This window comes from Porifericola rhodea (assembly GCF_030506305.1).
Taxonomy (GTDB): domain Bacteria; phylum Bacteroidota; class Bacteroidia; order Cytophagales; family Cyclobacteriaceae; genus Catalinimonas; species Catalinimonas rhodea.
This window is the reverse complement of record NZ_CP119421.1, coordinates 2,270,278-2,292,502: the sequence shown is the minus strand read 5'-3', so window position 1 is coordinate 2,292,502 and position 22,225 is coordinate 2,270,278. Positions and strand designations below refer to the sequence as shown.

Annotated in this window: 12 protein-coding genes; 5 read left to right on the top strand and 7 right to left on the bottom strand. The window is 43.6% G+C overall.

Annotated elements, in window-relative coordinates; genetic code table 11:
- Nucleotides 1-465 precede the first annotated feature (465 nt).
- Nucleotides 466-1,227 (bottom strand): TerC family protein, encoded by a 762-nt coding sequence (locus PZB74_RS09420; protein WP_302242342.1) that lies wholly within the window; start codon nt 1,225-1,227, stop codon nt 466-468.
- Nucleotides 1,228-1,355: 128 nt separating this feature from the next.
- Here PZB74_RS09420 and PZB74_RS09415 point away from each other — a divergent pair, with 128 nt between their 5' ends.
- The gene (locus PZB74_RS09415) at nt 1,356-2,288 is read left to right on the top strand and encodes a 1-phosphofructokinase family hexose kinase (protein ID WP_302242341.1); all 933 of its coding nucleotides are present in this window, start codon (nt 1,356-1,358) and stop codon (nt 2,286-2,288) included.
- Nucleotides 2,285-2,821, top strand: a complete 537-nt coding sequence (locus PZB74_RS09410; RefSeq protein ID WP_302242340.1) for a GNAT family N-acetyltransferase — start codon at nt 2,285-2,287, stop codon at nt 2,819-2,821. The genes PZB74_RS09415 and PZB74_RS09410 overlap by 4 nt, the downstream gene beginning before the upstream one ends.
- A gap of 25 nt (nt 2,822-2,846) precedes the next feature.
- Here PZB74_RS09410 and PZB74_RS09405 read toward each other — a convergent pair whose 3' ends face one another.
- The 3 genes from PZB74_RS09405 to PZB74_RS09395 form a co-directional block, all read right to left on the bottom strand.
- On the bottom strand, nt 2,847-4,226 hold the full coding sequence (locus tag PZB74_RS09405) for a glycoside hydrolase family 140 protein (protein WP_302242339.1): 1,380 nt from the start codon (nt 4,224-4,226) through the stop codon (nt 2,847-2,849).
- Nucleotides 4,227-4,369: 143 nt separating this feature from the next.
- Entirely contained in the window at nt 4,370-5,059 is a 690-nt protein-coding gene (locus PZB74_RS09400) for a DNA alkylation repair protein (RefSeq protein ID WP_302242338.1), read from the bottom strand.
- A 39-nt stretch (nt 5,060-5,098) separates the two neighbouring features.
- Nucleotides 5,099-5,485 carry a hypothetical protein gene (locus PZB74_RS09395; protein WP_302242337.1) on the bottom strand — a complete coding sequence of 129 codons (387 nt, stop codon included), beginning with the start codon at nt 5,483-5,485 and terminating at the stop codon, nt 5,099-5,101.
- 552 nt (nt 5,486-6,037) lie between these two features.
- On the opposite strand from PZB74_RS09395, the gene PZB74_RS09390 reads away from it, so the two are divergent.
- The 3 genes from PZB74_RS09390 to PZB74_RS09380 are packed head-to-tail and all read left to right on the top strand — an operon-like array spanning nt 6,038 to nt 12,815.
- On the top strand, nt 6,038-9,232 hold the full coding sequence (locus PZB74_RS09390) for a SusC/RagA family TonB-linked outer membrane protein (protein WP_302242336.1): 3,195 nt from the start codon (nt 6,038-6,040) through the stop codon (nt 9,230-9,232).
- An 18-nt stretch (nt 9,233-9,250) separates the two neighbouring features.
- Nucleotides 9,251-10,708: a SusD/RagB family nutrient-binding outer membrane lipoprotein gene (locus tag PZB74_RS09385; protein WP_302242335.1), complete on the top strand. Its 1,458-nt coding sequence runs from the start codon at nt 9,251-9,253 to the stop codon at nt 10,706-10,708.
- A 40-nt stretch (nt 10,709-10,748) separates the two neighbouring features.
- Nucleotides 10,749-12,815: a copper amine oxidase gene (locus PZB74_RS09380; RefSeq protein WP_302242334.1), complete on the top strand. Its 2,067-nt coding sequence runs from the start codon at nt 10,749-10,751 to the stop codon at nt 12,813-12,815.
- A gap of 97 nt (nt 12,816-12,912) precedes the next feature.
- Here PZB74_RS09380 and PZB74_RS09375 read toward each other — a convergent pair whose 3' ends face one another.
- The 3 genes from PZB74_RS09375 to PZB74_RS09365 all read right to left on the bottom strand — a co-directional run bounded on the left by PZB74_RS09375 (nt 12,913) and on the right by PZB74_RS09365 (nt 22,186).
- Complete coding sequence (locus PZB74_RS09375; RefSeq protein ID WP_302242333.1) at nt 12,913-17,241, bottom strand: PAS domain S-box protein; 4,329 nt, start codon at nt 17,239-17,241, stop codon at nt 12,913-12,915.
- A gap of 510 nt (nt 17,242-17,751) precedes the next feature.
- Nucleotides 17,752-19,197 carry a DUF1501 domain-containing protein gene (locus PZB74_RS09370; protein ID WP_302242332.1) on the bottom strand — a complete coding sequence of 482 codons (1,446 nt, stop codon included), beginning with the start codon at nt 19,195-19,197 and terminating at the stop codon, nt 17,752-17,754.
- 1 nt (nt 19,198) lies between these two features.
- Entirely contained in the window at nt 19,199-22,186 is a 2,988-nt protein-coding gene (locus PZB74_RS09365; protein WP_302242331.1) for a PSD1 and planctomycete cytochrome C domain-containing protein, read from the bottom strand.
- Between the last annotated feature and the right edge of the window lie 39 nt (nt 22,187-22,225).

Here is a 22,225-nt window from a genome sequence, read left to right as displayed (position 1 = left end):
CTCAACTAAATAAAAACATCGTAAAGAACTCACTTTCAGAACAGTACCCAACAAAAAGTAAACTCTTCACCAAAAGCTACCTAATGATACTCTCTTTATAAACATTATATATTAGCAAATACCATCTGGTAAACAGCAATAAAAATTTAATATTATTGGAATAATATTCCGCAAAACAATTTTATAAGAAATAATATTCTGAATTTGGATATTGCTAAGTAAGATTATTCATCTCGCAAAATCCAAGAGTATCGTTTTGTAATTATTATTCAGAATATATTACTCATAAATTAAAGTTGTTTAATATTGATTATTTATAGACACAGCCAAAAAATACACACTAAGCCACATAATATCAAAACCACTTCAATGATTTCACATACATTGGCATAATAATTTATAATAACATATCACAAAAAAAGGCAGCCTTGGGCTGCCTTCTCTTTAGTAAGCTTATTTTAATTACTATGCAGTTTCTTTTTTAGGCATTTGTTGGTCATGCAATTGTACAGGCTTAGCCTTTTTTCTTAGCCTCATATTAAGCACCTCTACCAGTAAGGAGAATGCTACAGCAAAATAGATATAGCCTTTAGGCACATGGAAGTGGAAACCCTCTACCACCAGCATAAAGCCAATCAGAATAAGAAAAGATAGAGCTAATATCTGTAGTGTGGGATGTTTGTTTATAAAATCACTGATCTTACCCGCAAATACCATCATCACACCTATAGATATTACTACAGCAATAATCATAATTAATACCTGCTGCGTAAGGCCTACTGCTGTCAAGATGGAGTCGAACGAAAAGACCATATCCAGCAAAATTATCTGGGTAATGATTTTAGCGAAACTCTGCACATTTTTGTTGGCACCATCAACCTGTGAGGCTTCCTGTCCTTCTATTTTGTGGTGAATTTCAGAAGTACTTTTGGCTAGTAGAAACAAGCCCCCGGCAATCAAAATCAGATCGCGACCACTGATATCCAGACCAAACACACTAAACAAAGGTTCGGTAAAACCGATAATCCAGGTGATACCTAAAAGCAAGGCAATTCTAAAAACCAGCGCTAGTGTAAGCCCCAGATTACGTGCCTTGGGCTGCTGCTCCAGAGGAAGCTTGCCAGTGACAATAGAGATAAAAATGATGTTGTCGATCCCCAGCACTATTTCCAAAAAAGTGAGGGTGAGTAAAGCAATCCAGTTTTCTGCTTCAAGAAAAATTTCCATAACTATAGGTTTAATGCTAAATTAAAGAGCCTTAAAGAATAATTGTTTGGGTACTCCCCATTTTTTTGTTCACTTAGCCATTCACTCAAAGTAATAGATTTTTTTCAACTAAAAATTGATATTTTTTTATGAAGATTGTAACACTCACCATGAACCCCGCACTGGACAAAAGCTCCAAAGTAGACAGTATAAGGCCCGATAGCAAACTACGCTGTGAAGCCCCTACTTACCAGCCAGGCGGGGGCGGAATCAACGTCTCTCGTGCTATTCATAAATTGGGAGGAGAGTCTGTATGTAGCTATCTCGCCGGAGGTCCTAATGCAGACATTATGAAGCAGCTATTACAGGATGAAGGCGTTAAGCAGCATATTATAGATATAGAAAACTGGACAAGAGAAAATTTTACTGTAGTAGACAAGGGCAACAACCAGCAGTACCGCTTTGGTATGCCTGGCGCAGAGGTAAGCGAGAAGGAGTGGCAACAAACGCTTAAAGAGATGGAAGACCTCTGCAAAGAAGCTGATTATGTAGTTGGTAGTGGTAGCCTGCCGCCAGGGGCACCTCAAGACTTTTGGGCACGCCTGGCCAGAATTGCCAAGAATAACGACGCCCGCTACATTGTAGACACTTCTGGCGATGCCCTGGAGCTGGCCGCAGAAGAAGGCGTGTACCTGCTCAAGCCAAACCTTGGCGAACTGGGCTCTCTTTCTAAAAAAGACTCGGTAACTGCTATGGAGCAGGAAGAACTGGCCAGAAAACTTATTAGTGATAAAATGGCTGAAGTAGTGGTAGTTTCTATGGGGCCACAGGGGGCCATGCTTATTTCAAATGATGATATGATTTATGTGCCCGCACCCACAGTACATAAAAAAAGTACCGTTGGAGCGGGCGATAGTATGGTGGCTGGTATGGTACTTAGCTTATCTCAGGGTAAAGCCCTGCGAGAGGTGGTAGCCTTTGGAGTAGCTTCGGGTACGGCCGCTACCATGAACGAAGGTACCGGCCTTTGTAAAAAAGAGGATACGGAAAGCCTCTTTCAGTGGATTTTAACAAAAATATGACAAAACCTATTGTACTCACATTTGATGATTTTACCCTACGGCCCTGGCAGGAGGGTGATGAAGTATCATTAGCTAAACACGCTAATAACCACAAAATCTGGATTAACGTACGCGACCATTTTCCGCATCCTTACACCCTTAAAGATGCGGAACTTTGGGTGCGCGTGGCTAATGTTGATCGTTACATGATTAACCTGGCCATAGAAGTGGATGGGCAGGCGGGCGGTGCCATCGGTATAGTTTTTAAACAGGACATATATAAACGGAGTGCAGAAGTAGGCTACTGGCTAGGCGAGCCTTTCTGGAACCGGGGAATTATCTCCCGAGCTGTCCGAGCTATCTCCGACTTTGTTTTTGAAAGTCCGGAGCATGACATCTGCCGCATTTATGCCGGTGTCTTCGACTACAACCAGGCTTCTGCCCGTGTGTTAGAAAAAGCAGGCTTTCACCTGGAAGCCCGGCTTAAAAAGAATGCAACCAAAGAGGGCAAAACAGTAGACGAGCTGATCTACGCCAGGCTTAAAGATGAATAAGCAGGATGTTTTTGAGGTCTGAATACTATTCGTTCATGCCAAAAAGCATATCTCCGGGAGTGCTGTAGGCTTTAGCAACATCGTCTATAATGAGCACCCAATCTCGCTCCGTAATAGGTGTCCGAAAAGTATAGTTACGATTGTTTTTATACTTGCCGAGGCTTACGCTATCTCCAGTACGAGGATCAAACCACCAGACATTAATTTTTTTTCCGCTGATCTTTTGTGGGTTTACTTCAACCGACTCATGCGCCGGCACATATACCATCAAAAAATCAGAGCCCCTGGCTGCTGCTACAAAATTAGTTTCACCTTTACTACTTACTACCAGATCAGCATCAGGCACTAAATCTGTAAAACTACGCGACTCAAACAATTCTCGCATGTACCCCATCTGGTAAGCCCCCGGATGGTCTAAAGCTTCGTACCAGGGAGTGCGCGCAGAAGAAACCGGCTCTCTGCCTTCTTGCCACATCTGCCAGATATTGTGGTTGCCATAAGTATGACCTAAAGCACCGGAAAGCATAGACCAATATGCTGCTTTGCGTATATCTTTTTCGTTAAACCAGCCTTTTTCAGGTTTCCAGTTGATAGGGTGGTCTTCGTAACATGGCTCTCCATCCAAAGTAGGCTTAACAGGATTAAGTGCATAGTTAGCAAGGGTCATCTGGTAGTTGGGCTTGTCTCGGCTACCATGCCCCGACTGAAACATATTAAAGTCCAACCACTCATCTCTATGAAAAAACTCAGCAGAGTTACGATCTCCCATCGGATGATAGGTCATCAGGTGATTTCCTCCATCACCTTCTTTCAGCCCCTCTGCCATAGCTCGGATGATAGCAAAATCATCATTTTCTTCCGGAATACGGTCTCCTCCTAATATCCAGATTATGGGTTTGTCTTTGTATCTCTCTCCCAGAAACGCTCCGAACACACGAGCATTCTCAGGGGTAAAAACCTCGGGCCCTACTCCCCAGCGTTTGTTAAATTTATCTCCCCAGCTAGGGAGCATACCTACATATAAGCCGAGGCTTTCTGCTTTATCTACAATATAATCTACGTGTTTAAAATAAGCTTCATTAGGTTGGGTAGGGTCATTGTTTAGTAGAGGGGTTTCGCCATAAGGGTTTGGCGTGTTGAGCCCGTCCAGTTCTGCCAGCACCACTGCCTGTATTACGGTAAAGCGTTTGTCGGCCCGGTTTTTCAAATACATGTCAGCTTCTTCCCTATCCAGGCGATGAAAAAGTTCCCAGGCCGTGTCTCCCAGCCAAAAGAAGGGGGTACCATCATGATGCTGTAAGTAGCGCTGGTTCTCGGAGACTCTAAGCCTCTGACTCAGACCAAAATGGCAGATAAACAATAAGAAGAAAGAGGCGGATATAAATAGTGTAGTAGTATATCTCATAACGCTCGTAGTTTAGGCCAAAAATCCTGAGCAAATCCATAAATGTGAGCTTAAAGAATATTACAAAGTCCTTAAGCTACCTACATTAATTTACTGCCTTTTTCAAAAAATAACAATGCCAGCGGCTGCTTAATAAAAAAGCTTTAAGCAAGACGCTTCAATACTTTTTCGCTGCCCAGCTCGCGCAAGGCATCGCTACCTATCCAGCGAGCTGAGGGCGACTCATGATGAGAGAGAGCTTCTGCCAGTGGTAATGCTCTTGTATGCAGGTAAGCGCTTCTTTTTCCAATTTGCCGCAGCGCCCAGTTTACTGCTTTTTTTACAAAGTTACGCTCATCCGTTGCTTCTGCCTCTATGTATGGAAGAAAAGCTTCCAGCTTACTATCTTCTCCTTTTTTGTCATGAATAGCCAAAGTTGCCATTAAAACAAAGCCTGCTCTTTTTACATACTCCTCCTCCCGTTTACTCCAGGCAAAAGCTTTATCGTAAGCATACCTGGTTTTACAAAACAGATTATTGCAAGCCTGATCACATACATCCCAGGAGTTAAAATCCTGCGCCCAGTTTTCCATTTGTGCCTCATTTACTTTCTTGGCCTCATCCATCAAGATAGCCATGAGTTTTGCTTCATGTATATCGTGTTTCCATAGTTCCAGTGCTACTTTGTGGTCTTTGGCATAAGTTTTAGCCATAGCCCTTAGTACGGGCATACGGATGCCGAGCATATTTTCTCCCTGTATACCAAAATGCTGCATATGCTCCAGGTACTCTGGTTTGCGTTCTGCTTCCAGCTGTTGTAATATGATTTGTACCGAAGGTCTTGGCTTGCTCATAAAGTGGGATAATACAGACTTTTTTGCAAAGCTAGTAGTTTAGTCTACCATAGCGTTAAAAATAGCTTTACCATCAGCACTTAATTGAGCCAGCGGGCGTGCCCTTCCCACAGGGTTAAGCAGCGACCAGTGTTTAATGTAGCGAAGTCTAATCTCTTTACCTTCCAGCTCATTTTTTAGCTCCTGCAAATGTAAGCCCTGCTCCAAGCCCCTGTTGATGTAATAGTGGTTAGGGTCATCTTTCAGCTCAATTAAAAGATCATGTGATGTTCCTTCTGAGATCCGGATAAGCGTAGCCTGTACTTCTTCTGTATTTTGTACGGTAGCTGGTGCAAGAGGGCGCAAGGTCACAAAAATCAAAGCTACCAAGAGGGGGCATAGTCCAGCCATCAGTAAGCTTAAAGGAATGCGTCTGATTGTTAACATAGGTAAGCCATTAAAAGTAGATAAATATTTAGGAAGCTGGTCAACATTGCCTATCTAACAGGCTATATTAATTTAATCTCCTTTCCGGCAAATACCAACAGCTGAACTATAGAAGAAGTGTTGTAATCAAAAAATGACAATAAATTCAGTAAATCAAAGCTTGTTTTAAGCTACACAAAACAAAAAATCATCTTTATTTATTTTTTTGATAATTAGTTTTATAAAATTTATCATTTTCAAAATTTTATTTGATTTTAAATTATTACTACCTAATATTGTTTAAGTCAACAGATACTTAACAGCATATTATTTCTTTAAACTTAATACTCTCAAAATCATCTGCTATAGAGGCTTGTGTTGTACTGCTTACAGTTTAGCAAGCTATTTATTCACGTCTGATTTTCATTAGCCCAAAAATCAAAATAAAAGCCAGAAACGCTGGTACCGTTCCTGGCTCTGGTTGAGCTTTTCCCTGCGCGTGCGTCAACACATCTATGCTAAAACATAGGTGACAGGGACAAATTGTTTCAAGTCAACTTAAATGCAAACCTAATGAAAAAAAAGCTTTACTACCTACTATGGAGGAGCAAAAGCCCCTGGTTCTACACGATTAGCCTTCTTTTTGTACAAACTTATGCATTAGCACAACACACCGTCAGCGGATCGGTGTCTGGTGAAGAAGGAGAGCCTCTACCTGGGGTTAACGTAATTGTAAAAGGTACTTCTTCAGGAACAGTCACTGATATTGAAGGAAAATATAGCCTCAGTGTTAGCGACGAAGCCAGCCTATTGGTTTTCTCTTTTATCGGGTACATCAGTAAAGAGGTACCTATTGGCAAGCAATCTAATATAGATGTAAAACTGCTTACCGACGCTAAACAGCTTTCTGAGGTGGTCGTAACAGCCCTGGGCATACAAAGAGAGGAACGCTCGCTGGGCTACTCTGTGCAGGAAATAAGCACTCAGGGCCTGGATGAAGCCCGGGAAACGAATATTGTAAACTCTCTTCAGGGGAGAGTAGCCGGTGTACAGATTGCTGGCTCTTCAGGAAATATAGGAGGGTCTTCACGCATCCTGATTAGAGGAGCAAGTTCAGTTTCTGGCAATAACCAACCACTATTTGTAGTAGATGGTACGCCTATAGACAACTCCAACTTCAATACTGAAGATACTCAGCAGGCCAACGGAGGTATTGATTATGGTAACGCTGCTCAGGATCTAAACCCTGACGACATTGCTTCAATTTCAATCTTGAAAGGACCTAGTGCAGCCGCGCTTTATGGTTCCAGAGCCGCCAATGGAGTAATTCTGATTACTACCAAAAGTGGTAAAGGAAGCGAAGGCATTGGCGTAAGTATAAACTCAAACACCACCTTTAGCGAGGTGTATATTCTGCCAGACTATCAGAACGAATATGGTGGAGGTTATAAGCAGGTATTTGATACATATAATGGCGAGCCCATGGTGGCTACACAGGCTGACGAAAGCTGGGGGCCTCGCCTGGATGGCCAGATGGTCAGGCATTGGGATAGCTTCTACCCTAACTCTCCCGAATACGGAGAATTAAGAGCCTGGGAAGCTCAGCCTGACAATATCAAAAACTTTTATGAAACAGGTATTAACCTCTCCAACAATGTAGCGTTAACTGCCGGAGGCGAGCAGGCCAGCGTCCGCCTTTCTTATACCAATCTGGATCAGAAGGGAGTATTCCCCTACAGCAAGCTTAAACGCAACTCTCTCAGCTTGAGTGCAGATGCCAAGCTGACCGAAAAGCTAAGCACCAGTGTAAGAGTAAATTATATAAGGTCAAAAGTGAATGGACGCCCCGTCACCGGCGACTATATTGGCGATGGAGCACAGAGTGTGCAATCTTCTTTTAACACCTGGTTTCAAAGACAGATTGATCTGGAAAGGCTCAAGCAGACTACTACTCCTGAAGGTGTACAAAGGCTATGGAATCTCTCAGGACCAGAAAACTTATCTCCTTTCTACTGGAACAACCCCTATTGGGAATTACAGGAAGCATCTAATCAGGATATAAGAGAACGTGTGTTTGGAAATGTATCGCTCTCGTACGAATTTAATGAACACCTCAAACTTAGTGGATGGGTACGTTCCGACTTCTATGACGACCGCCGTGAAGCCTGGACACCTGTAGGCCATGTTAATATCAGCTCTTACTCAGAAGACGTAAGAAAAGTCAGTGAGAATAATTTTGAACTGCTCGCTCAATACAATCGCCGCCTGCTGGCCGATGAAATTTCCCTGGCTGCTAACCTTGGAGCCAACCGCAGAATACAAACTCTCTATCAAAACTATGGAAAAACCAATGGCGGACTAAGCGTACCCAATTTTTATACACTGGAAGCCTCCAAAGACCGGCCAACTATTACTGATATGTCTGAACAACGAGAGGTAAACAGTCTTTATGGAAGTGTCAATCTGGGATTTAGAGATCTGATATACGTGGATGCCTCTCTAAGAAATGACTGGTCATCTACTTTACCAGCAGATAACAACTCTTATCTCTACCCCGCTTTTGCTACCAGTCTGGTATTTTCAGAGTTTATCTCTAACAAAGGACTGGTTTCTTTTGGAAAGCTACGTGCTGGCTGGGCCAGGGTAGGGAACGATACCGATCCTTATCGCTTATACCAGATTTATGAGCCCTTTGGGTCATTTGGTAGCACTCCTCTCTTTACTGTGCCAGATGTGCTTAACAATACTACACTAAAGCCTGAAACTACTACTTCTTATGAAGTGGGGCTAGATATGCAATTTTTACATGGCAGAATTGGTCTGGACGCTACTTATTACAATAGCATTGCTACCAACCAGATTATCCAGCTTCCGGTATCAGGTACTTCTGGCAATCAGTTTAACATTGTTAATGCCGGAGAGATGACCAACAATGGCATTGAACTGATGCTTACTGCCATACCTATAGAAACCAGAAATGGCTTTGTATGGGAGCTTGTTTTAAATCTGGCAAAAAACACCAACAAAGTAGTAAGCCTGGCAGATGGTCAGGATAACTATCAGTTGGCAGACAAGCGGGTAACAATCAACGCACGGATTGGAGAACCCTATGGCACCATAGTGGGTGATGGCTTTGCACTCAACGAAAACGGTGAGCGTCTGGTAGATAGCGAAGGATATTATGTGCGTGAGTTCGGTAAAGTGCTGGGCAATGTAATGGCAGACTTTACCGGAGGGATTAACAGTAGCTTTATGTACAAGGGTTTTAGCTTAAGTTCTCTGGTAGATTTCCAGAAGGGGGGCGATCTCTTTGTAGGTACACGCTCAGTAGGAGTATATGCCGGCTTACTTAGCGAGACCGTAGGGCTTAATGATCAGGGCAAACCAATGCGCAGCCCCGTAGATGAGGGTGGGGGTATCAGAGCAGAAGGAGTATTGGAGAGTGGAGAGCAAAATCAGCAGTATGTAGAGGCGGTAGACTACTTCAAAGACATTACAAGCATTGACGAATACAGCGTGTTTGATGCCAGCTTTATCAAGCTCCGTGAGCTTCGTCTGGGCTATAGTCTTCCACAAAGTATGCTGGAAAACCTTCCTATCAACGGTCTTTCGTTAAGCCTGGTGGGTAGAAACCTGGCGCTTTTATATACTAAAGTACCTCATGTAGACCCTGAAACCACGCTAGGGTCGGGAAATGTACAGGGACTGGAAAACTCACAATTACCCAGTACCCGCTCTATTGGTATAAATATTAACATCAAACTCTAGCCTTTTAAAGCCAGCATTATGAAGAAACTACCTGTATATATACTCATCATCGTTTTGATAGCCTTACTGCCTGCCTGCGATGATGGTTTTGAAGAAATGAATGAAGACCCTAACAATCCCACTGAGGTTCCTACTTCTTATGTGCTTGCCGGAGCGCAAACCAAACTGATGGAAGAGCTCTTTGGCCTGTACAATGAGTCTTCTAAATGGAATCTGGTAGGTATGCGCTACATGCAATTCTGGACGTCTACTCTCTACACCGATATAGACCGCTACGTAACTATAGAAGGAGACTTTACCCCCGTCTACTACAAAGGGCTTCGTGACTTACAGGAGCTTATAAACTTAAATTCCGATCCGGAAACCGCAGCGCAGGCAGCCTTTTCCGGGCCCAATCAAAATCAGATAGCTGTAGCCCGTATACTTAAAGCCTATGCTTTTCATAATCTGAGCGATATCTGGGGAGACATACCTTATAGCCAGACATTGCTGGGCTCCGAGAATGTAGCTCCTGTTTATGATCCCCAGGAGCAGATTTATGAGAGCTTAATGCAGGAATTGGATGAGGCCTATGCCCAGATAGAAGAAAGTGCCGGAAATATTGAAGGGGACCTGATCTACGGAGGTGATGTATCTCAGTGGAAGCTTTTTGCTCAGTCGCTGCGCTTACGGCTGGGCATGCGACTTTCTGAAGCCAAACCTGCACTGGCCCAGGCAATAGTATCCGATGCCATTCAGAAAGGGGTATTTAGTAGTAATGCCCAGAATGCCACTTTTGCTTACAATGAGCAGGTTCCTTTTGTTAACCCCTGGTACACGGAGTTTCATCTGGAGACTATCACCCTCGCTGTATCAAACACGATGATAGATAAGCTCATCGCGCTGAACGACCCTCGCTTGGCAGCTTTTGCGGAGAGAGCGGAAGCGCTGGGAGAATATGTAGGCATGCCTTATGGTGTTAATGCTGCCATTGCTGGTAGTATCAAAAACGAAGAAGTATCGCTACCTGCAGATCAGATTACAGAGCCTACCTATCCGGCCCTTCTACAGACCTACTCAGAAGTGCTATTTTTAAGAGCTGAAGCTGCCGCACGAGGCTGGACCGGAGAAGATGCCTCACAACTGTATAAAGATGCCATTGCCGCTTCCTTTGAGCAGTGGGGTATAGCAGAAACTGAGCTGGAAGCCTATCTGGCGCAGGAAGAACTAGCTTTTGACACGGATAATTTCAAAGCTTCTATCGGTAACCAAAAATGGCTGGCGCTGTACATGCAGGGGATGGAAGCCTGGGCTGAGTGGAGAAGACTGGACTACCCCTTATTGCAGCCCGCTCCTGATGCCGCAGCAGGAAGAGACATACCCAGAAGAAGAGGCTATCCTCTCTCAGAAATTAGCCTTAACCAAAAGAATTATGAAGAAGCCATTGCCCGTCAGGGTCCTGACCTGCTGAGCACTCCTGTGTGGTGGGATAAATAAAACGCTAATCAAATATGTATTACTCAAAACTAACCTATTTATGAAAAAGAGACTCTGGACATTATGTCTGCTTTTTACCTTCTGCCTACTGAGCATAAGCCACAACACCATTGCACAGCAAAGTGGTATGCAATTTAAGCATCCGCTTGATCCGCTAGACTCTAATGAGATCAAATTAGTCAAACAAATTTTGTTGAAAGAGGGTAAAGTTACAAATGATAGCAGCAGCCTGTTTAGCATTATTAACCTGAAAGAACCGCCCAAAGAGGAGGTGCTGGCCTACGAAGCGGGTGAGGCTTTCAGAAGAGAGGCCTATGCCTATTTGTATGATTACCAGTCTAATGTTATGGGCAAAGCTGTTCTGGACCTTAAATCTTCTAAGCTACTGAGTTTTGAAGAGGTAAAGGATAAGCAGCCTGTAGGGAGCTTTAAAGCAGATTCCATTACGTCTAGCATAGTGGAAGGTAACAAGGAATGGGAAGCAGCCCTAAGAAAAAGAGGCGTTGACCCAGACTCTGTAAAAGCAAGCTACGGAAACTTTGCGGCAGACCTAGGGCTAGCGCCATTGGGCAATCGCGAAAAGATTGTATCACCAGTCTACAAAAACAAAAAATACCGCCGGGTACCCATAGGTGGAATTTACGCTTATGTAGATATTACCGACAAAAAGGTGCTTAAGGTAGTAGATACCGGCAGGGGCTGGTCAGAACCGGTAGAAGTCAATTACTTTGATGGAGACTCTATTAAAATAGATCTTCAGGCCCCTAAGCCAGTAATGATCACGCAACCAGAAGGTACTAACTACCGCATAGAAGGGAATCAGGTAATTTCTCCCTTCTGGAAATTCCGCTTCGGTATACATAGCCGCGAAGGTTTGGTCATCTACGAAGTACAGTACTTTGACCATGCGCAGGACCAGTGGAGGTATGTCATGTACCGGGGAGGGCTGGCTGAAATGATTGTGAACTATGGCTCGCCGGACTTGCTCAATGCTTCTAACAACTATTTTGATGTAGGAGAGTTTCGCCTGTTTCAGGATGTAGCTCGCCCTCTTACCGTGGGTGCCGATGCTCCGGAAAATGCGACTTATCTTCCGGTTACTTTACATAACGACTACGGAAGCCCCATTCAGTCTGATAGTGCTATAGCTGTATTTGAAGAATACGGAGGCGTATTGTGGCGCCACCAGCATTACTCCAGAAGAGCCACCGACCTTGCCATTAAATACTACATTACGGCGGGCAATTATGATTATGGCTTTAAATGGATTTTTAAGGAGGATGGAAACATCAAAGTAGTGACTGAGCTTAATGGTATCGCACATATCAGAAGTGTAGAACGTGTAGACGATACGCCAGGTAGTGCAGACGAATCTTCACAGGGTAGTTACTTTGGTACTATAGTAGAGCCCCATGTAGAGGCTAATAACCACCAGCACTGGTTTGTATACCGTTTTGATATTGACGTAGACGGACAGGAAAATATGGTAGGAGAAATGAACTCTATTACCGTAGAAGACAAGGATGAGAACCCTTACGGAAATGCATTGGTAGGTAAGATGGATATGTTTAAAAGTGAGCTACAGGCGCAAAGAGATGCCAAAGCCTCTACTAACCGCATGTGGATGATTATGAACAAAAATGTAAAAAATAAATATGGGCATAGCTCCTCATACATGCTTCACCCGAGTGCTGGTATAACACCGCTGGCAGCAAAAAACTCTTCGCTATATAATCGTGCTCCGGTACTTTACCATCATTTTTGGGCTACTCCCTATCACCCGGATGAAATGTACCCTGCCGGAGACTACCCTGCCAGCAACCAAAAAGCGCAGGGTCTGGTAGAGTGGACTAAAAAAGACAGAAACCTGATGAACACAGATGTGGTGGCCTGGTATGTAGCTGGCGTAACCCACATAGTTAGGCCAGAGGAGTGGCCCATTATGAACCAGCATACAGTAGCTGTTAGCCTGATGCCTTTTGGGTTTATGTCCTCTAATCCGGTTCTGGGTATGCCTCCGGCTAAGCTACCTGAAGGTATAAGCAAAAAGATAAGTCCTGAAAAGAATTTGAATGATCAGAATGCCCCAAGTCAGGGCAAAAGGTAGCCTCAATTAGTTAGTTACCTTCAGCCATATCGCTGCTTTTTTAAAGTGTGATATGGCTTTTTTTATTTTTGTGCTTTACACCAGATTTAGGGCCCACTTACAAGGGAAGCCGCACTATAAATTCTGTTCCTTCACCTGCTACTGACTCTACCTCTATATTACCTCCCAGTTTCTCAACCGCCTCTTTTACAATATACAGCCCCAGACCAGAGCCACTGGATTTGTTGGTAGCTCTAAAAAACATGTTAAATACTCTCTCCAAGTATTCTTCCTTAATACCTATGCCATTGTCTTTTACCCTTATAAAAACCTGCCCATTATCTTTTTTTACTTCTACCAGCATAAAGGGCTTAGCCTCTATGGGGTTAGCATATTTTACAGCATTGGAAAGAAGGTTGTTAAAAATAATTTTGAGGCGTCCCGGATCAGAGCAGTACTCGAGATCATCATCTACCTCTACCTGCATCTTCATTTTTTGCGCATTCTCCATATAAGAGAGGCTCTCCAGTATGTTATCTATGATCAGGCGAAAATCAATATGCTCTTTTTCAACCTTAACACGTGCATTCTTAGAGTAATCATTAATCTCTTGTATGGTCTCGTCCAGTTTGTAGATACTCTTCTGAATCATATCAATAAATACCTCACGCTCTTCGGCGGTCTCTACTTCGCGCATAATATTGACGATGCCCATAACTGAGGTAAGGGGAGCACGTAGATTGTGCGAAGTACTATACACGAAGTGATCCAGTTCAGAGTTGATTTTAATAAGCTCAGCATTTTTACGTTCCAGCCGCTCTTCGTTTTGTTTGGCTGGGGTTATATCCCAGTGAACCCCTACTATCCTAACGGGTTCCTTATGCTCGTCATAAAATACTTTTCCAGCAGATTTAATAAAGCGGACCTCTCCATTGTCTGGCCGTATGATTCTGAAATCACCTTTTAGCTCTGGTTCTGCTATACGTCTGACTTTTTCTATGCTTGGTGCACTCATCATATCATCCGGATGAAACAATTTGGACAACTGGCTAAATTTGCCCTGATGATTATCTGATGGCAAACCAAAAATTTCGCAGGTTTGTGCATCCCATTTAAGCATATCATTTTGTACATCTACTTCCCACACTCCAATCTGCGCAGCTTTGGTAGCAATCTTGAGGCGTTCGGAGTATCTTTGAATCTCTTCATCACGCTTTTTCCTTTCTGTAATGTCCTGAATGGAACCTCTGAATTTAACAATCTTGCCATTCACCTTATTTACAATACCCGCCGTTGCCCGTACCCACCTAAGCTTACCCTTTGCTGTGATTAAGCGGAGCTCCAGATCATATTTCTGGCCCTGATTTATCATTTGGTTTACGGCTGCCCTAAGCATAGGCAGATCTTCAGGATGATAATACTTTACCGCTTCTTCTAAATTTACTGTATTGGTGAGAGGTAACTCATGGATTCTGTAAGTTTCTTCTGTCCAGACAAGCTCATTCCTAACTAAGTTTACTTCCCAGCCTCCAACTTTTGCTACTTTACTAGTTTCGTCCAGCAGCCTTTTCAGCTCTTTTTCTCTGGTAACATCCTGTATGGTACCAATCATCCTGGCTGTACCTGCCTCCTCATCTATAATAATCTGCCTATCTGCTTTAATATGCTTGATGTCTCCTTTTTTGTCTATAATCCGGTATTCCAGCTCGTGATAATTGCTGTCATTAACAGCCCCACTACGCATGGCGAGTTCCATGTCATCCAACACTTTTTGCCGGTCTTCCGGGTGTAAAAACTGCACCAGTTCGTCAAACTCTACAGTTTTATGGTTGCGCTCCAGTCCCAAAATAGCGTGAAACTCTTCTGAAGTAAAAGACTCCATAGTCTTCAGGTTAACCTCCCAGCTACCTATCTTAGCTACCTTCTGAGCCAGATTAAGTGAGGTGCGTATTTCCTCCAGTCTAATCTCGTATTTTTTCCTTTCCGTAATGTCCCTAAAGTTAACCACCAGCCCTTCTATGGCAGGGTCTTCTAAAAGGTTGGTAACATTGGACTCGATCCAGATTACTTCTCTATCTTTGCGCACACAACGAATTTCAAAAGAAATACGCTCTCCGGGTTTTTTAACGAGTTTTGACATATAAGCATCAGAAAGCGGTAAATCTTCAGGGTAGATAAAATCTCTCCCCGTCATGTTAATCACTTCTTCATAAGAATAACCCATAATCTGTGTAGCAGAAGGGGAGGCATAAAGCACTCGTGCATCCATACCATAAACCACTATACCTTCAAAGCTTTTCTCAATGAGTCCTTTAAACTTGCGCTCGTTGTTAGTCAATTGCTCGTTCAGTTCTACGGTTTTATCCAGTGTCTGCAAGAGTTCTTCTTCACTGGCTCTCAGCTCTTCGTTTAGGGCATGGGTTTCACGGAAAAGCTCATCTTTTTCTACTTCAATCTGCTTTTGCAGGTCAATATCTCTAATAATAGCGATTAACTCAGTAGCGCCATTTGTTTTTGTAGCTCTGGCACGGGCTTCTATCCATATATAGTTTCCATCTTTTTTTTTCAGGCGAGTAATGAAGCGTATTCTTTTTCCCGACAGCGCATCTTGTACGTGGGTAGAAATTGTATACAGATCTTCCGGATACACCAAACTTGCAAAAGACTGCCCCAGCACCTCACTCTCCTCATAACCCAGCATATCTTTACAGGAAGGTGTAATAAAGTTGATCTTAAAATCTAAATCATGTTTAAGTACTATATCTGTTACGTTATCAGCCAAAAGAGCATACTGAGTAATACTTTCTTTAAGCTTACCCATGGTTTCTACCCCTTTAAACGTATTGCCCAGCATAGCGCCTAATAGCTTGAATAACGCTAAAGTATCTTTATCCCAGTCTTTGGTTTCTGTATAGGAGGTAAAGCCCAGAGCGCCTATCAGCTGATCGTTATGCGCCACAGGCAGCATAAGCATAGATAGCGCGCCTAATTGCTCTAGCGCCTGCTTAACCGAAGCGGCCTCAGTCGGCAATTGCTCTATATCCTGAACTTCAACAGCTTCTTTATTGAATATTTTATCTGACCACCAGCCATATTCTGCTATAGAATACCGGTGGGCACTATCCGGGAATGGGGCTATACCTTCCGCACAATACTCATGCGTTAGGTAGACCTCTTCCTGGTTGCTGGTAAAGAGATAGATAACAGCGCGGTCAAAATTGGCAAATGTAGTTACCTTTTGCAGGGACTCGTGTATACGTTCGTCCAGGTTTTCTGGAGTCGCATTGATTAGTTCTGTAGAAATTTCCAGCAAAAGCTCATTGAATGCTTTGAGCGAACGTATTTCGCTATCTGCAAGTTTGCTTTCGGTAATATCATAACCTACTCCCTGGTATTCGGTAACTTCTCCTTCTTCGTTTGTAAGAGCCACTACCTCCCAGTAAAATGTTTCTTTACCTCTGAGCCCTCTTAGTTCTATTGGTATTGCTTTACCGGGAGAGGCTTTGCACGCCTCCAGCATTTGCCAGCAGGGTTTTACATCATCAGGATGAATTTCTGACATAAAATTATGCCCCACTATTTCTTTACCATAGTCGAATTTTTCCTGAAACCATTGGTTAACGTAAGTGAAGTTGCCCCTGGTATCTATTCTTGCCAGGAAATTGGTCTGAGAATCAATGAGAGAGGCGAATTCTTTATTGCGCCTTACCAGTTCCAGTTCCTGCTGTTTTTTTTCCGTAATATCTTTTGATACACCAATAAAACCCTGTACATCCCCTTCGCTTTCGTCAAAGAGAAAACTCAGCTTTACATCGGCCCAAACTTCTGTACCATCTGCTCTTATAAATTTCCAGTCTATTCTACGGAAGTAATCTTTATTATCACCTGCGGCAGCAATAAAAGCTTTGGGGTCAAAGCCCGGATTAAATTCGTTGATATGTGCTCCCAGTATTTTTTCTTTCGCGATACCAAAAAGCTCTGTAGCAGCAGCGTTCCAGTAGATAATAATTCCGTCATTGTCTACTACAATAATGCTATCGCGCACATTTTTGAGTATAGAGGCGCGTACTTTTAAGTTCTCTCTCTGGGCTACTTCCTCACTAATATCGTTTATGAAAATGATGCGGCATGAGCCTAACTCATCATCTACCTCATTTTTAGCATAGCCTCTGATATATTTATACCGGTTTTGATCTTGATGCCAAAATTTACACTCGCTGATTTCGTTCTGCTCACCCAGTATTAAGGCCTCAAGCTGGGAGCCTGATTCCTGGTGGTTTTTGAGTAAAGTTTGGTAATGCTTACCCTCTATTTCTTCTACACTAGTTTCGCAAATTTTTGCTAAAGCAACATTTGCCATTCTAAGGGTGCCCTGCCTGTCAATTATTCCTATACCAGCATCAATAGTATTAATACAGGTATTAAGTAATTTAAGAGAGTTGAGCATGAAAACGCAATTGTGTTAAACCGGATATTATTAAAAATAATAGTGATAGCTGGCAAAATGTTCACTTAACAGTATATAAGGACTGTATATTTACAAACTTAAGTAACCGTATAGGCCTTCCATATTTACTTACGTACAAATTTGTGTGTATTACTATCACATACCAATTTTAACACTACTTTTTGTAAAGTCCGTGGGGTTGTGTGATTATTTTAGCAAAAAACTAGTAAATAGCTGTTAGCGATGTTTTAAAGAAGTTTTTGAGGGATTAGTAAGTTACTGAAGCTAAAATAAGGCATAGAAAAAATGTAGAAATACGCAAAAAAACGAAAGATCAGGCAGCAAATAACCAAAAAATCTATAAGGTGGTAATTACCTAATAAACACTTAAAAATTTATATATACAGATCTTTTAGCCCGCGTTAATAAGTAATTTATACTTGACTATTAGTTGCTAATTTCTACAATTCGTGCTACAGTCCTATCGTAGTGAATTTCAACTTATCTGGCTTAGGCCAATATGTCTTGCATTACACGACCATGCACATCGGTAAGCCGAATATCCCTGCCACCGAAATGAAAGGTCAACTTTTCATGATTTACTCCCAAAAGATGCAGCATGGTAGCATGTAAATCATGAATGGTAACTTTGTTTTCAACTACCCTATAGCCATAGTCGTCAGTCTGTCCGAAGATTGTTCCTCCTTTAATGCCAGCACCGGCCATCCACATGCTAAAAGCAGAAGGATTATGATCTCTCCCGTTGCTCCCCTGGGCAAATGGGGTTCTGCCAAACTCTCCGGTCCATACCAACAACGTCTCATCCAGTAACCCTCTGCCTTTAAGATCTTTAAGCAGGCCAGCTATTGGTTGATCTACAGCATGTGCATTTCTTTCATGTCCGTCTTTAAGGCCATTGTGCTGATCCCAGCGGTCTGCTTTTACACTAGGGCAGGTAAGCTCAATAAAGCGCACCCCACGCTCTACCAGCCGACGAGCCAGTAGGCATTGGGCAGCATAGCTACGAGTATGCGGATCGTCAGAGAAGAAGCCATACAGCTTTTTGGTAGCAGCGGTTTCTGCACTAAACTCTGTTAGCTCAGGTACTGATGACTGCATGCGATAGGCCAGCTCGTAATTAGAGATGGCAGATTCTACCGCATCGGCATGGCCCAGTTTACCCATCAGGCTTTGGTCCATCTGCTTGATGTATGCCAGCTTTTGATCTTGCAGACCAGCCTCCTCTAGAGGCTGTATATTGGCCAGTGGTATTTTCTGGCTTTTGAGCACAGAGGCCTGGTATGAGGCGGGCAGAAACCCACTGTTAAAGTTATCCAGACCACCCGGAGGCACCAGCCCCCCATCAAGCACTACATAAGCAGGCAGATTTTCGTTTTCGCTGCCCAGTCCATAGGTTACCCAGGCTCCCATACTGGGCCTCCCCTGAAGGCCACTGCCGGTATGCAAAAAATAATTCGCATTAGTGTGCTCAGGAAAATCGGAGGTCATGGAGCGCACCAACGCTATATCATCTACACAGCTCGCAATGTGAGGAAAGAGCTCACTTACCGGCATACCACACTCACCATACTGCTTAAACTCCCAGGGACTTTTAAGTATTTTTCCGATATTATCAAACTGTGTGGCATCCACTTTAAACTTTTTGTAGGGATCCCCGCCATTCTCTTTTGCCAGCCGGGGTTTGGGATCAAAAGAGTCTACCTGCGAAACGCCTCCATCCATATACAGAAAAATGACATGCTTTGCCTTGGGAATATAATGGGGGGTACTGATAGCGCTTGATAGTGCAGAGGACATATGCTCTACCCTGGAGCAGGCGCTGCCCAGGCCTCCCAGCAGGCTTACAAAAGCCAGTGAACCAAAGCCGCTGCCACAAGTGCTCAGCATTTGCCGACGGCTTATTGGACGATGTATGCAGTGTTTGTTTTTTCCCATATCAGATGAGGTATATAAATTCTTTCAGGTTGAAAACAGTATGACAGTAGTCGCGCCACACTTCTAATGATTCATGAATATCAGCTTCTGACTGTTTGTAAGCTCTGGCCTGCTGTTTTAAAAAGTGCTTAGCCTCCTCCAGTTCTTGTTCTGTTGCTGCCCTGGATAGAGCTCGGCGATAAACCCACTGTATACGGTCGTTGGTACTCAAAGTCTGCTGCTTTATCAACTGCCTCGCCATATACTCTGCCTGCTCCGCCACAAAAGGATCGTTCATCAGTATAAGCGATTGGGCAGGTACATTGGTCACATTTCTTTTACCGAAGGTGGAAAAGGGAATTGGGCGATCAAAGGCCAGCATCATCGGAGAAAGGAAGTTCCTCCTTACTTCCAGATAAATACTGCGCCTGCCTGCGCCATCAAGAGGGCCAGAATGGCGAGGGCGTCCGCGGCCCTGCATAAAATCTGTAAGATGTACAGCTACCGGAGGCCCATACCTGCTGGTATCTAAACGGCCAGAAACGCTTAACATCGCATCGCGTATGGCTTCGGCCTCTATGCGGCGTAGGGGGAAGCCCGCCAGCCACAAATTCTCAGGATCCTGCAAGCTCTCGGCTGCTACTGCCCTCTGAAAGGTAGCAGACATAGCTATATACTTGATCATTTGCTTAATAGACCAGCCCCCTTCTTTAAACTTTACCGCCAGAAAATCCAGCAGCGCAGGGTGCGTAGGCAACTTACCCTGCAAACCAAAATTATCTACTGTTTCTACGATACCTCGCCCAAACATATGATGCCAGATACGATTGACCATGACCCTGGCAGTAAGGGGATTTTTATCACTGAGGATAGCTTGTGCCAGTTCTTCACGACCGCTACCAGGAGAGTTAAATACTGAGTCTACTGTTGATATACTGCTCAAAAAACGTCGGGGCACCAGTTCGTTTGAAGGGCTCTGCGTATTACCCCTGATAAATACCGGACTATTGATAGCAAAGCCATCTGAAATAGCGGCGTAAAAACTGGAAGTAGATTGCGAGAGTTTATGGAGCAGTACTTCTTCTTTTTGTATAAGCTCTTGCAGCTCTATAGATTTAATAGGGAGTGCATTGACTTGTAGCTGCTGTTGAAGCAGCTGAATATCTCCGGCCTCACCTTCTTGTGCAGCCCACTTTTTGAGAGCCTGATACTGTCCATGAGCCTGAGGAGGCGATGCTATCTGAGGCCACTGCTTGTTATACTTTATTGCATATTCAACCTCTACAAAAGAGTTTTCAGGAAGTTTATAAGCATGATTATCATAGTAGCCGGGCATTATCTCTATATATGCTTTGTGGCCTTTCCACGAGCTTACATCTACACTGAAATTTTTCCAGCTTTCACTATCTACCCTGATTTCCAGTTCACCATAAATAGGGTTGCGTATCAGCTGAAAGTTATCTATGACAATACGTATACTCGCGGCCTTTCCCAATGCTCTTATGCCTATATAATCATCAGTAATGGTAAAGTTGGGAGATCGTAAAGCTCCGTACTGCCCCAAACCAGCAAATGTACTAGAGGCCTTTCCTTCTGATAAGCCTACAAGCTTTGTGCCCGCGGAGTTAAATACAGCTTTGCCAAGTGTCGTTTGATTACCAAAGGCAACACCATCACTTTGCCAGCCATCTAAACTCTGGTCCCTGAAATCTCCCAGCATATATTCGGCACTCTTTAGCTTAGCAAGTTGTAAGCTGACCTGCTGTGCCGGAAGCACATTTTTTTCATCCATCCATGTCTGAGCCAGCATTGTGCTAATATCCTGTCTTACTTTTTTCAGCTCCTCCACGCTCTGAACTTCTTCTAAACCCAAGCCTGCATCCTGCACACCAAAGCGTGTGCTTTTTACTATACCATAGAGGGCGTAATAATCGGTGGCTGGTATTGGGTCAAATTTGTGATCGTGACAACGAGAGCAGGAGACCGTAAGTGCCTGAAAAGTTTTGGTAGTAACATCTATAATATTGTCTATTCTTTCGGCTTCGTCAATTTTAAGATCTACCGGGCTATGTTTGCCTTCCGACATAGCAAAAAACATGGTAGCCAGTCTGGATTCATTCTGACCATTTTTTTTATTCCAGCGAGGAGAGCTTAACAGGTCTCCGGCCAGGTGCTCCCTCACCAGCTGGTCATAAGAAATATTTTCGTTAAAAGCCCTAATCAGGTAATCTCGGTACTGCCAGGCACCCTGCACCGGATAGTCAAACTCGTGCCCTTTGGTTTCCGCATAGCGTACCAGGTCCATCCAATGTCGCGCCCAGCGTTCTCCAAAAGCGGGGGAGTTCAGGTAGTAGTCCACCATTTTTTCATAGGCAGATTCGCTTTGGTCTGCTACAAAGCGATCCAGCTCTGCTGCCTTAGGAGGAAGCCCGGTGAGCAGAAAAGACAAACGTCTCGCCAGAGTGGACTTATCTGCTATACCCGCTGGCTCAAGCTTTTTCTCATGAAGCCTGGAGAGTACAAAAGCATCAATCTCATTGTACAGCTGCTCTGATTGTACCTTTGGCACTTCTGGCAAAGTAGGTGGAATAAAGGCCCAGTGAGGCTTCCACTCCGCTCCTTGTTCTATCCATTTCTTTAAAAGCGCTTTTTCTCTTTCGCTCAGGCTTAAGTTGCTCTCTGGTGGAGGCATTATCTCATTAGGATCGTCAGAGAGAATTCTGCTCATTAGCAAGCTTTGGTCTGCGTGTCCCGGTAGTATAGCGTAGTTACCATCTTCGCGCTCCAGGGTAGCATCAGCAAAAGTATCTAAACGCAGTTCTGCTTCTCGGCTACTGGAATCCGGCCCGTGACATAAGTAGCAGTTCTTGACTAATATCGGACGAATATGAAAGTTGAAATCTACTGTTTGAGGTAGTTCGTAGTTCCGCTTTTCAGAGCACTGATTGAATAGTATTACTCCCAGAAAAAGTGTGGCAGCTGATATGAGAACTAAAATTTGCTTACTCATGATATCAGCGATTTAAGGGAACAGAAAAATTTTGACGGA

What these genes read in the sequence shown, in the direction of transcription:
- PZB74_RS09420 (WP_302242342.1), bottom strand. Translation starts at nt 1,227, where the DNA reads ATGGAAATTTTTCTTGAAGCAGAAAACTGGATTGCTTTACTCACCCTC.
- PZB74_RS09415 (WP_302242341.1), top strand. Translation starts at nt 1,356, where the DNA reads ATGAAGATTGTAACACTCACCATGAACCCCGCACTGGACAAAAGCTCC.
- PZB74_RS09410 (WP_302242340.1), top strand. Translation starts at nt 2,285, where the DNA reads ATGACAAAACCTATTGTACTCACATTTGATGATTTTACCCTACGGCCC.
- PZB74_RS09405 (WP_302242339.1), bottom strand. Translation starts at nt 4,226, where the DNA reads ATGAGATATACTACTACACTATTTATATCCGCCTCTTTCTTCTTATTG.
- PZB74_RS09400 (WP_302242338.1), bottom strand. Translation starts at nt 5,059, where the DNA reads ATGAGCAAGCCAAGACCTTCGGTACAAATCATATTACAACAGCTGGAA.
- PZB74_RS09395 (WP_302242337.1), bottom strand. Translation starts at nt 5,485, where the DNA reads ATGTTAACAATCAGACGCATTCCTTTAAGCTTACTGATGGCTGGACTA.
- PZB74_RS09390 (WP_302242336.1), top strand. Translation starts at nt 6,038, where the DNA reads ATGAAAAAAAAGCTTTACTACCTACTATGGAGGAGCAAAAGCCCCTGG.
- PZB74_RS09385 (WP_302242335.1), top strand. Translation starts at nt 9,251, where the DNA reads ATGAAGAAACTACCTGTATATATACTCATCATCGTTTTGATAGCCTTA.
- PZB74_RS09380 (WP_302242334.1), top strand. Translation starts at nt 10,749, where the DNA reads ATGAAAAAGAGACTCTGGACATTATGTCTGCTTTTTACCTTCTGCCTA.
- PZB74_RS09375 (WP_302242333.1), bottom strand. Translation starts at nt 17,241, where the DNA reads ATGCTCAACTCTCTTAAATTACTTAATACCTGTATTAATACTATTGAT.
- PZB74_RS09370 (WP_302242332.1), bottom strand. Translation starts at nt 19,197, where the DNA reads ATGGGAAAAAACAAACACTGCATACATCGTCCAATAAGCCGTCGGCAA.
- PZB74_RS09365 (WP_302242331.1), bottom strand. Translation starts at nt 22,186, where the DNA reads ATGAGTAAGCAAATTTTAGTTCTCATATCAGCTGCCACACTTTTTCTG.